The organism is Paludibaculum fermentans (genome assembly GCF_051172195.1).
GTDB classification, from domain to species: domain Bacteria; phylum Acidobacteriota; class Terriglobia; order Bryobacterales; family Bryobacteraceae; genus Paludibaculum; species Paludibaculum fermentans_A.
This window is the reverse complement of sequence record NZ_JBPJAQ010000002.1, coordinates 498,878-510,636: the sequence shown is the minus strand read 5'-3', so window position 1 is coordinate 510,636 and position 11,759 is coordinate 498,878. Positions and strand designations below refer to the sequence as shown.

Sequence of the window (11,759 nt, the reverse complement as noted above, 5' to 3'; positions counted from 1 at the left end):
CGAATACACGCAATGGCCGGGAGCCAGTTGGAGGCACTCATGGACACCACCCGCCGGACTTTCCTAGGCACCACCGCCGCACTGGCAGCCGCTGCCGCCCCCTCATCCGCCGCGCCGCTGGACACGCTCGCCATAGCCCGCCGCCACTCATTCCTGCGCACCCAGCCCACGCCCACCTTCTTTGAAGGACTCCTCCTCGGCAATGGCGACATCGGCGTCTGCCTCACCGTCCGCCCCGACGCGCTGGGCCTCCACATCGGCAAGAACGATTCCTGGGATATCCGCGTCAGCGACGAGCACGTCCCGCACATCAAGACTTTCGCGCAGGTGCTGGATCTCTGGAAGCGTGCCGGAGAAGAGGCCAAACGGCAGGGCAAGCCGGAAATGACCTTCCTGGAGTCGAAGATCGACTTCTTCCGCGAATACTCCGACCTCATGCAGTCGTCCTATCGCAAGCCCTGGCCCCGACCCTGGCCGTGCGGCACCGTCTGGCTGCATTGGGATTCGCGCATGGTGCGCGTGGTCCGGCAGGAACTCGACATCGCCACGGGCGCCGCCACCCTCACCTTCGAATACGACGACCTGCGCGGCACGGTCCGCCCGTTCCACCTGACGTGCTTCGTGAGCCGCGAAAACGGCCATATCAGCCTGTCGAGCGATGGCCCCATACCCGTACTCTCGGTCGCCTACCAGGCCAACTGGGACGACCAGGCCAAGCTGCCGGAACCCAAGCTGTGGGCGGAAGGCAGCCGGTTCTCGGGCTACCAGCACTTCCCGGCGACCGCGCCCACCGACGCCGTTCCCCATCCACCGGCTTCGCCGAAGGACACCAACTTCTCCCTCCACGGGATCCTCTCGGGAAACTGGACGGTCCAGCCGCAGGAACCGAAACGCCACCGTGTCCTGTTGGGATCCACCGCCCCGCAACCCTTCCGGCTCGACCTCACGCTCTTCACTCCACGCGATCACGCCGGCGCCGAGACCCACGCCCGCGACGAAGCCACCCGCCTCTCCGCCGTCCCCATCGCCACGCTGCGCACCGAGTCCGCCAAACAGTGGGCCGCCTTCTGGAACCATTCCGCGGTCGAGTTCCAGAACAAGGACCTGGAGCGCACCTGGTATCAGAACCAATACGTTCTCGCCTGCTGCCTCAAGCCCGGCACAATCGCCCCCGGCCTCTTCGGCAACTGGAGCAGCGGCCGCATCGGTACCGCCTGGCACGGCGACTACCACATGAACTACAACACCCAGCAGGTGTGGTGGGGCGTCTTCTCCAGCAATCACGTGGAGCAGCACGAACCTTACACCCGGCTGGTGGAATCGCTCGTGCCCATGGCCGAGTGGAACGCCCGCGTGCAGTTCGGCCTCCCCGGAGCCTACTTCCCGCACTCCGCCTATCCCGTACCCAGCGCCGCCAATCCCTACCCTGCCCCGCCCTGGGGTTACGAGATCTGCGAGACTCCCTGGACCGTGCAAAGCCTGTGGTGGCAGTACCTCTACACGCTTGATGAGGCGTACCTGCGCCGCGTCTATCCCATGCTGCGCGCGGCGGCCGACTTCCTGGTGGCCTTCGTCAAAAAGGGCGCCGACGGCAAGTACCACATCGCTCCCACTGTCTCGCCCGAGAACTGGGGCGCCACCGTCGACTTCCGCCTGAATCGCGACTGCATCATCGACATCGCCCTCACTGCGTTCCTGCTCGACGCCGTCGGTGAAGCCGCCACGCGCCTCAACATCGATCGAGACCAGCAGGCGCGCTGGAAGGAGGTCCGCCAGAACCTGGCGCCCTACCCCGACGTCGAGGGTCCCTATGGCCGCGTCTGGCTCGATGTGCTCGACGCCCCGGCCGAGTACGTCTACAACGTGCCAGTCACGCTAGCGCCGGTCTTTCCTGGTGAACAGGTCGGTCTCGACCTGCGGAAGGATCAACTGGAGATCGCGCGCCGCACCGCCCGGACCGTCCGGCTGGAGGGCGGCAACGATCTCGTGTGGCAGCCGCTGGCCCGCGCCCGCCTGGGCATGCTCGATCTCGACTGGTTCCAGCGCGAAGTCCGCTACTGCACTACCCCGCTCGGCATCGCCAACGATCGCCTGCGCCAGACCGGCGGCCGCTACCGCGACGAAACCAACTACGACTACATGATGGAGATGGGCGTCTGGACCGAGAACCTCTCCCTGCCCGCGGTGCTCAACGAGTGCCTGCTGCAGAGCTACAGCGGAGTGCTCCGGCTGTTCCCGAATACGCAGAACCTGGGTCCGGCCAGCTTCCGTGACCTTCGCGCCGCTGGAGCGTTCCTGGTCACCGCCGCCTGGAACGGGTCCACGGTGACAACGCTCACCATCAAGAGCGAGAAGGGCGCCAAAGTGCGGCTGGTAAATCCATGGTCGAATGCCAAGCCGCAGGTGATTCGTCTGCCGGGCGGCACGGCGTGGCCACACACCGTCCAGGGCGAGATTCTGGAGTTCGAGACGAAGCCGGGCGAGCTGTACGGTGTGCGCGGGTAGTGCGCATCTACTCCATCGACGTCATATGTTATAACATATCAAACACTCATCGCCATATGTGATTGCATATCAAACGAGTCGACTTCCGATTGACATGTCATATGCAATCACATATAGTTCTCATAGATCTATATGCCATCGCATATTGAATCACGGCGACTCGAAGGCCTCCCCCAAACCATGCGCCAGGCCCTCACCTCGGCTCGTCGCGCCCGCAAATGGAGCCAACTCGAACTGGGCCGCCGCATCGGGCTGCCCCAAGTCCATATCTCCGCCATCGAGTCCGGCAAGGTCACCCCGCGCTTCAACACGCTTCTCGACCTCGTACGTGTCCTCGACTTCGACCTCCTGCTCATCCCCAGGGCGTTGGTGCCTGCCGTCCAAGCGTTGGTCCGTGATCACGAGCAGCCCGCCAGCGAAGACGATCGCCCGCTCTACGCCACCGAACCTGACGACGAGGCCGGCCATGACGCCTGATCTCGAGCGGGTAAATGCTCTCGGCGTGTACCTGCACGGCCAGCTCACCGGCATCCTCACCCGGATGTCGGGAGACCAGCACCTCTTCTCCTTCGATCAGGACTACCTCGACGACTCCAACCGCCCATTGCTCAGCCTGGGCTTCAAGTCATCCGGCGGCGGACTGGTGACCCGAGCCCACCCGACGCGCCGCCGCCTGCCGCCATTCTTCTCCAACCTGCTGCCAGAGGGCGCTTTGCGAACCTACCTCGCGGCCAAGGTCGGTGTGGATCCGGAGCGAGAGTTTCCTCTCCTGGCCGTCCTGGGCGCAGACCTCAGCGGAGCCGTCGTCATCCAACCGGTCGAGAGTTCCAAACCGGCATCCCTACCTCAGCGCCAGGGAAGTCTCCACTTCTCACTCGCCGGATCACAACAGAAATTCCCAGCCATCCTCAATGCCGCGGGCGGTTTCGCCATGCCGGAGCGAGGCATCGGCGGCAATTGGATCGTGAAATTGCCCTCCACGCAGTTCGCCTCGGTCCCAGAGAACGAGTTCGTGATGCTGGAACTGGCGCGCTCCATCGGCATTCCAGTACCAGCCACGCGCCTGCTGCCCGTCGCTGAAATCGGTGGACTCCCGGCCGACGCCTCGCGCATCGCGGGCCAAGCGCTCGCTGTCCAACGCTTCGACCGTCTGGAAAATGGCCGCCGGGTCCACATGGAGGACTTCGCCCAGGTCTTCGGACAGTTTCCAGAGGATAAATACAAAAGCCGCAGCTACGCCAACATCGCAGCCGTGCTACGTGCGGAGACGGCGGGGGACGCCACCGACGACTTCCTCCAGCGCCTCGTCTTTTCCGTACTCATCGGCAATGGCGACATGCATCTCAAGAACTGGTCGCTGCTATATGCCGATGGCCGCGTACCCACGCTGGCTCCGGCCTATGACTACGTCTCTACCCTGCCCTACCTGCGGGAAGACCAACTGGCGCTATCGTTCGGAGGCAGTCGCACCTTGCACGAAATCACGCTCGATCAGGCGCGCCGCTTCGCCGATCGCGCCGGTCTGCCCATGGCGCCCGTCTGGGACACGGTCCGCACGACCGCCGAAACGACCGCCCGCGCCTGGAAGAACCTGCCGCACCGAGACCTCCTGCCGCCCGAACTGCGCCTGACGATTGGAGCCCACATCCGCAAAGTGGCCGCCGCCATTGCCGCCGCCTGACCCGCTTCAGCGGCCCAGCACCACCAGTTCATAGTCCGCCAACCGCGGAACCGTGAATCGTGTGTAGCCATCCACCACGGACACCTTCAGTTCCCCCGCGCTCCGCACCGTTCGTGCTCGTCGAAATACACCTTCCACCGACACTTCAATCCCCTGCATCGGAATCGGCGCGAAACTGGCCGTCTGCGAATGGCCTGACAGGTTGATCAGATGAACCTGCGACTCCCCTTCCCTCTCCATCAGCGTCATCTCGACCAGCGGATGCGCGTTCGTCACCACCTGGCGTTTCGGCATCATCGCTGACACCAAGTCGCGGAACAACCCGGCATGCGCGGGCAGGCTCAGCCGGTAATACATGGCCCCCAGATTCCACGGCAGCCACGTCATGCGGCCCCGCCCGATTGCGCTCGACCAAACCGCCGGAGTATCCGTGTCCTTCATGTCCACATGGATCTTCTCCGGGGGACCAATCATCGAGGGCGGCACCAACGTCAACGGAGCGGCGCCTTCCACCTCGAACTGCGTAAACGCGCCGTTTAGCATCAGCAGGTCTGTGGACTTCAGCGACGGGAAAGCGCCGTGGTCCCGTACACGTACATACCCTTTCACCTCGGCCTGCGTCCCCACCACCCTGGCCGCCTCAAACTCCGGCGGCTTCGAACTCACCAGCAGCAACCGGCCGCCCTGCTCCACATACCGCCTCAACTGCGAAGGCGCCCAATCCGAGGCAATCACCAGATCGTAAGGATGCGCGCCCATCCATTCCAGATTGTTCGAGACCGCAAACGGAATGTGCTCTTCGCTCAACAGCCGGAATAGGCCACGGTAAGACGCATCTTCCGCACTGTTCCTGCCCGCCTTCGTCAGCAGCAGGACCCGCGCCTCGCTGTGCAGTCCCAGATACTCCCGCTCATGCGCGGCCGCCCATTGGAAGATGGGCCGCGCGGTCTCGTAGGCCTGCCGGTCGTGCAGGTCCAACGTGCCGTTCACCTCAAACGTCAACGCCCCGCCGTGAGCCAGCGCCTGCCACATCCGGCGCGCGATCTCCGCCGGCGGCACCGTCGCGAAGCGCCAGGCGTAGTCGACAAACTGCATATTGAGATCCACCGCCATCTTGTCCGGCTGGCTGTTCCGGGCGCGATTCACGTTGTCGCTGGTTGCGTAGGGCCACAACGGCAACGGGCGGTTCACGGCCGTGTTCGACTCCGACATGATGCCGTCGGTGAACTCCTGCATGTAATTGAAGTAACCAGCCCGTTCGCGCTTCTCGCCAATCAGCCGGCCGATCGCCTGGGACACCTCGCGCGCACTCTGCTGCAGGAATTCGCGGTAAATCTCATCGGACTTATCCGGAATTTCGCGATGATATTCTTCCGCGTACTTCTTCCTGCAGGCATCGCAGTGGCACAAGCCGACATAGTTTCCGCTATAGTCGGTCGCCTGGTTGCCAAACATATTGAAGAACAGCCCGTCGACGTCGTACTTCTCCAGGCCTTCGCTCAGGATCTTCATCACCTGGCTGCGATAGTAGCCCCCATTGATGCAGGTGGAGTACAACCCGTTGTAGATGACCGGAGAGCCGTCGGCCTTCTTGAAGAACCACTCCGGATGCGCGTCGTAGACCGCCTTCTGCGTCTTGCTGAAGTCATAGCGGCCCACCACTCGAATGTGCCGGGCATGCGCCTCGCGCAGAATATCGCCGAACATATCCTTGCCTGCCGGCAGGTAGGCGCTGGGATAATGAAACTCGGTTTTAGTCGGATAATAAGCGCAAATTCCACCCATCCCCATCAGCACGACATTGGCCCGCATCTCAGCCAGTTGGGTGGCCAGGCGCGCAGTGTCCATGGCGGCATCGGTCTCGCGTAGATTGGTCTGGACCCAGCGGATCGGCTCGTTCATCCACCAGCCCGGCTGTCCGGATAACACAGCGCAGGCCAGACACACCAGGAGTACGGCGCGAAGCATGCTCCCGAGCATATCTCAATGGGTAGCGGAATCGGCCGGGCTGACCGGAGTGGGATCAAGCACTCCGGCCAGCCGCTGGGGGTCACGAGTTGGAGGGGATTACCAGCACCAGCAGCGACAGAAGCGCTGCCAGGATAACGAACACAACGAAGGCTTCGCGGAGCCAGTCCGCGACCTGGGGGGTGTGATAGCTGCGCATCGGCCAGATCCTCCCGGAAGCATAGTAATGCTGCCGGACGGGCGAATCAAGGATTTTCGGGCCGCGTTTCCCAGATGGGTGGAAATGTCCGCAGTCGCTCTGCAATGGTTAGCGCGCCACCGCCACTTTCACCGCGCGGGTTTCCGCCAGCACCTTGCCGATCCAGATGTGTTGCGCCTCCAGGCGAATGATCGAGCGCGTAATCCTGTTCGGTTCCACGAAGACTGACGCCTGCCCGAAGCCCTCCGGGCAATTGGCCACCATCGTGTACGGACCAGGAACGATGTCTTTCAGCGAAAACCGGCCGCGGCGGTCGAGCTTCGCCTCATAGGCGAGTTCCGGCTGCTTGATGTTGGCGAGCTTGACGGAACCTTCCGCGAAGACGCGCCGGTCTTTGGCAACCACCGTGCCCTCCAGCCGGCCGATTGCGACCTCCACATGGATGGTCACCCCACCCAGGGCCATCGGCTCCGGGTTCATGCGTTTGATCTCGACCGGGAACCGGAATTTCTCTCCGAGTTCGGCGCCCTCCCTGATCTGGAAGGCCACTTTGATCTTCCGTTTCTCGCCGGCCTTGAGGGTGATCTTCGAATCGGGCTCCAGCCCTTCCATTGTTGCCTTCGCCAGACGGCCCTCCAGGCGGCCGACCGGTTTCACGGTAAATACGGCGGACTGCCGCAACCGGTTGTGCAGCAGGAAGACCTTCTCGATCACCATCGGTTTCTGCTGCTGCGACTGGGGTGCGCAGTAGGCCGGATCCATATTGCGCTGGGCCTGATTGTCGTCCAGCAGCATGTCGGTGCCGAAGGGAGCCGCGGGATCGCCGGGACAGGTGGCCCGCGCCATCGCGCAGCGATGGATCAGGGCGCTGGGGAAGTTCCAGTCGACCCACGCGTAATCGTGGTGGCCCGGATTCACGTTGGTCACGGTGGGGCTGCCAACGACGCTGGTGCCGCCGCCGGCCCCAAACGACATCACACGCAGTTCCACCGCAACGTTGCGAGCCGGCGCGCAGCCAAAGTTGTGGACCCTGGCCACCAGCCGGTTCGGTGTGTCGGGGTGGTAGTTGTCGCCCCAGAAGGTCGGATTGCCAGGCACCGTGTTCAGGTCAGTCGGTGTCGTCGCCGGGTCGACCAGAAAAATGTCCGGGCTTTCCCACCAGTAAGGCGCCGCGCTATCCATCACGCGCAAGTCGGGCTTGCCCCAGAAGAGGTTCGTGCCCACACCAGCCGCGGAGACCCCATACTGCGGAGTTTCGATGCCGCTGATGGTGGTGGAGTGGTGCGCGTACATCTCCGTCTGCACAAAGTTCCAGGCGTCTTCGGCGCAGATCATGCCGTCGCCGTTGGAATCGTGCCAGGTCAATTCCCCGGCCGTGAAGCCCGGGAAATCGGCCGGAATGCTGGCCGGGAAACCCCAATTGAGGGATGCGACCAGGACGCCGGAGAAGTAGCCGCCGGCCGAAGACGCGCCGGAAGGATATGCGTTCTGGCTGTCGCTGCAGGCGGTCAGAATGGCGATCGAGCCGGGCCCCGTGCTCGTGAGGACATCCGTCACGAATCCGCCCGAGTAGCACTGGTTCATGGCGACAATCAACTCGCCGCAGTGGATGTTGTCCAACTTCTGTTTCATCCGGCTGCTCGGATAGTGCTGGTTCCAGGTGGGCGCCATGCAGAGGTATGCCTGTCCGGCGTCCGAACCGCCATGATCGAAGGTGTAGAGGAAGAGATGATCGTCCGCGCTCAGCACTCGTGTCCCGCCGGGAGCATAGGAATCCAATGCGGCATCCAGACCGGCAATGGTGCCGGCATAATCCACTAGCAGGTCGCTCCACACGCTGGGGGCGCCCATGGCGATGGTGATGTGCGCAGGATCGTAGCCGTAGCGGTCGATCAGCAGGTCCCTCATCCTCACGAAGTCGTTGTGAAAGTCGGGCATGTTATCCATGCCGGTGACGAATAAGGCGTAGCGATGCGCTGCCTGGGAAGATGGCAGGTCGTAGGACGCCGTGCCGGTGCGCTCGAGAACATCCTCCACCCGCAGGGGTGGCAGTTCAAAAAAATGGGCGTCCTTTGGCTTCTTGAGCTGGGGCAGGTCCGGAATGTGGACCGCTACGATTTCGTCGGTGAATTCCGGGTTCTCCAACGGGTACTTGCTTTGAATAACCCGAATGGCGCCTGTCTCCACGTCGTGCAGTTCATAACGTACGGGGTGCGTCCAGTACGCGCCGGGCGCCTCGTCGATAATCACCAGGAACGATTCGCTGGTGACCTCCTCCTGATCGGATCCGATGTGCAGCATCGTACGAGCTGGCATGGCGCGCTCGACAAGATGGATAGTTTTGGTGCTGAATTCGCGCGGTTCGCGAGCGACACGCGCGAGGAGTTTGCCGGTGAGTTCTTCCCGGGTGAGTCTCATGACCCTCTCCTATTGGTCCTGACTACTTTGGGGTGTGGCGGACGCGCAGCAAGCTGCACAAGTGCGGGTTGAATTGGCTCACTACTTCCGCCAATTTCGCACGGTCGCGGTAATGGTACGCCTACTCTTTCACGGGTTCAAGGGGAACAAAAAGCGTCGTTGCAGGGCCGGATGCAGCTCAGCCGCGCAGCACGAACCGCAGCGGTAGATCCGCATCCAGCCGGATCCCAATCCTCGGCGTTACTTCAATCGCCTCATGCTCAATCGGCGGTCCCGCCAGCACTCGAATTGGCCCCTTCGTCAGGTCGCAGCCGTTGTGCTCCAGCGTGATGCCCAGGGAGCGGGTCAACTTGCCAGGTCCGTTGCCTGCGCCTTCCACTGAACGGATCAGGACGCAGCCCGCCACACCATCCGGTTCCGCCACGATGTTCAGGCAGTAATACATTCCATAGATGAAGTAGACGTACGCATACCCCGGCGGCCCGAAGATCACCTTCGTGCGCGGAGTGATGCCGCGATGCGTGTGCGCCGCCCTGTCCCCTATACCGAGGTACGCCTCCACTTCCAGAATCCGGCCCCGGCGGCCGTTGAATTCCAGAATCTGCCCCAGGAGGGAGCGCGCGACCTCCACAGTGGGCCGTTCATAGAAGGAGCGAGGCAGGACTCGAGGGTGCATATCCGGGCACGTCAAGGTACGCTAAGTACGAGGATAGCGAGGCGAAGGGGAAAGCTGAAAGCTGTTAGCTGATGGCTGATAGCTCTCTCAACCACCCCGAACCCTCTCCAATCACCCCGCACTATGCGCCTGTTCATCGGTCTCGACGTGCCTTACGAAATGCGGCGCAACCTCGAACTGCTGCTGAAGCTGCTGCAGCCCAAGGCCGACATTGCCTGGAGCCCGCTCTCCAACCTCCACATCACTGCCAAGTTTGTTGGGATGTGGCCGGTTGAGCGCCTGGACGAACTCAAGGATGCACTCCGCCAGGTGCCACGCCCTGGCGCGATGCAGATCGGCATCCGCGGCCTGGGCTGGTTCCCGAATCCCCATCATCCCCATGTGCTTTATGCAGGGATTCAGGCGCCCGAGGCGCTGCGCCAATTGGCGAAGAGCTGCGATGAGGCCTGCGCGGAAATCGGAGTCCCGCCGGAGACGAAGGAGTTCCATCCGCACCTGACCCTGGCGCGCATCAAGACCACAGTGGATCTGTTCCCGCTGAAGAAGGCCATCGCTGACCTGCCCAACGCCGACTTCGGCGCCTACACCGCCAAGGAATTCCATCTTTACCAGAGCCGCCCCACCGCCACCGGCTCCGTTTACACGAAGTTCGCGACCTATCCCCTGGAAGCCCCCCAAGAAGTATGATGACCCCTTTGTTGGTTCTCCTGGCCGCCTACCTGCTCGGCGGCGTGCCGTTCGGCTACATCCTTGTAAGGTTAAAGACGGGCCAGGATGTCCGGTCCATGGGCAGCGGCAACATCGGAGCCACCAACGTGCTGCGCACCTCCGGCCGCGGAATAGGCATCCTTACTCTCTTGTTGGATATCGGCAAGGGCTGGCTCTCCGTCTGGATCATGAGCCACTTCACCAAGGGCGACCTGTCGTGGATGGCCGCCGCCGCCGTAGCCGTCGTTCTGGGGCACGCATTCCCCATCTTCTTGAAATTCCAGGGCGGCAAGGCGGTGGCCAGTTTCGCCGGTGCCGCGCTCGCCCTCGCTCCGGCTGCCTTGCTGGGCGTCATCATTGTATTTGTGCTGGTGGTGGCCGTCACCCGTTTCATCTCGCTGGGGTCGATCCTGGGCGCGGCGCTGTTCCCGCTGGGCGTCTGGCTCATCTACCATCCGGAGTGGCCCGTGATGCTGGCCGTCACATTCTGCGGCGCCTTCGTCGTTTGGCGCCACAAGGCCAATATCGAACGGCTGCGCGCCGGTACGGAAAACGTCTTCCGCTTTGGGGGTAAGAAGTAAGTGAAGGATCTGGCCGTCATCGGCGGAGGCAGTTGGGGTACGGCGCTGGCGATCGTCCTTGCCCCGCGTTTCGAACGGGTCCGCCTATGGGTATACGAACAGGATCTGGCCGAACGCATGCGCTCCTCGCGCAGAAACGACGTCTACCTGCCCGACAGCGCCCTGCCGGAGAACATCGAAGTCCTTTCCGATCTCCAGGCCAGCGCCGCGGAGGCGGAGGTGGTGCTGGGCGTCATGCCGTCGCACCATGCGCGGAAGCTGTACGCCCAACTCGTGCCGGTGCTCCACCCGGACATGCTGTTCGTCAGCGCCACCAAGGGGCTGGAAAACGGCTCACTGGCCCGGATCACTGAAGTGATGCACGAGGAGATCGCGCCCCGCTTCACACCCCGCGTGGGCGTGCTCAGCGGCCCGACCTTTGCCAAAGAGGTCGCCCGGGGTGAGCCGGCCGCCATCGTCATCGCCTCCCAGGATGCTGATCTGGCCAAGACAGTCCAGGTTGCCTTCTCCGGACCCACCCTCCGGCTGTACACGAATAGCGATCCAGTCGGGGTCGAAATCGGAGCCTCGCTCAAGAACGTGATCGCCATCGCGGCCGGGGTCTGCGCTGGGCTCGGCTTGGGCGCGAATACCATGGCCGCCCTCATCACCCGGGGCCTTGCGGAGATTACCCGGCTCGCCGTGGCGGCCGGAGGTGAAGGCCGGACCATGGCCGGACTGGCCGGGCTCGGCGATCTGGTGCTCACCTGCAACGGGGAACTCAGCCGCAATCGCACCGTCGGGTTCCAGTTGGGCCAGGGCCGCAAACTGGAAGAGATCCTGGGCGGTATGCGGATGGTGGCCGAGGGCGTCCAGACGACCTATGCCGCGATGGACCTGTCCGCGCGGCTTGGGGTCGAGTTGCCGATCACCCGGCAGATGCATGCCATCCTTCGAGAGGGGAAGTCCCCGCGAGAGGGTCTCCGCGACCTGATGGACCGGTCTTTGAAGGAAGAGTAGTACTCCAAACCAGACCGGCTCATA

At 63.2% G+C, this 11,759-nt stretch carries 9 protein-coding genes; 6 read left to right on the top strand and 3 right to left on the bottom strand.

Annotated elements, in window-relative coordinates:
* Positions 1-39: 39 nt before the first annotated feature.
* The 3 genes from ACR9Y2_RS28700 to ACR9Y2_RS28690 all read left to right on the top strand — a co-directional run bounded on the left by ACR9Y2_RS28700 (position 40) and on the right by ACR9Y2_RS28690 (position 4,186).
* Entirely contained in the window at positions 40-2,505 is a 2,466-nt protein-coding gene (locus tag ACR9Y2_RS28700) for a glycosyl hydrolase family 95 catalytic domain-containing protein (protein WP_435045308.1), read from the top strand.
* Positions 2,506-2,685: 180 nt separating this feature from the next.
* Positions 2,686-2,982 carry a helix-turn-helix transcriptional regulator gene (locus ACR9Y2_RS28695; protein WP_435045307.1) on the top strand — a complete coding sequence of 99 codons (297 nt, stop codon included), beginning with the start codon at positions 2,686-2,688 and terminating at the stop codon, positions 2,980-2,982.
* Entirely contained in the window at positions 2,972-4,186 is a 1,215-nt protein-coding gene (locus ACR9Y2_RS28690; RefSeq protein ID WP_435045306.1) for a type II toxin-antitoxin system HipA family toxin, read from the top strand. Before ACR9Y2_RS28695 ends, ACR9Y2_RS28690 begins: the two co-directional genes overlap by 11 nt.
* Positions 4,187-4,192: 6 nt before the next feature.
* Here the strand turns inward: ACR9Y2_RS28690 and ACR9Y2_RS28685 are convergent, their stop codons facing one another.
* The 3 genes from ACR9Y2_RS28685 to ACR9Y2_RS28675 form a co-directional block, all read right to left on the bottom strand.
* Entirely contained in the window at positions 4,193-6,154 is a 1,962-nt protein-coding gene (locus ACR9Y2_RS28685) for a hypothetical protein (RefSeq protein WP_435045305.1), read from the bottom strand.
* Positions 6,155-6,461: 307 nt separating this feature from the next.
* Complete coding sequence (locus ACR9Y2_RS28680; protein ID WP_435045304.1) at positions 6,462-8,771, bottom strand: carboxypeptidase-like regulatory domain-containing protein; 2,310 nt, start codon at positions 8,769-8,771, stop codon at positions 6,462-6,464.
* Positions 8,772-8,949: 178 nt separating this feature from the next.
* Positions 8,950-9,447 carry a DNA-3-methyladenine glycosylase gene (locus tag ACR9Y2_RS28675; protein WP_435045303.1) on the bottom strand — a complete coding sequence of 166 codons (498 nt, stop codon included), beginning with the start codon at positions 9,445-9,447 and terminating at the stop codon, positions 8,950-8,952.
* 123 nt (positions 9,448-9,570) lie between these two features.
* On the opposite strand from ACR9Y2_RS28675, the gene thpR reads away from it, so the two are divergent.
* From thpR to ACR9Y2_RS28660, 3 genes are read left to right on the top strand one after another with little or no spacing between them, the layout of a single operon-like run.
* Positions 9,571-10,134, top strand: a complete 564-nt coding sequence (gene thpR, locus ACR9Y2_RS28670) for an RNA 2',3'-cyclic phosphodiesterase (protein WP_435045302.1) — start codon at positions 9,571-9,573, stop codon at positions 10,132-10,134.
* The gene (gene plsY, locus ACR9Y2_RS28665) at positions 10,131-10,736 is read left to right on the top strand and encodes a glycerol-3-phosphate 1-O-acyltransferase PlsY (protein WP_435045301.1); all 606 of its coding nucleotides are present in this window, start codon (positions 10,131-10,133) and stop codon (positions 10,734-10,736) included. The genes thpR and plsY overlap by 4 nt, the downstream gene beginning before the upstream one ends.
* Entirely contained in the window at positions 10,737-11,735 is a 999-nt protein-coding gene (locus ACR9Y2_RS28660) for an NAD(P)H-dependent glycerol-3-phosphate dehydrogenase (protein WP_435045300.1), read from the top strand.
* Positions 11,736-11,759 lie beyond the last annotated feature (24 nt).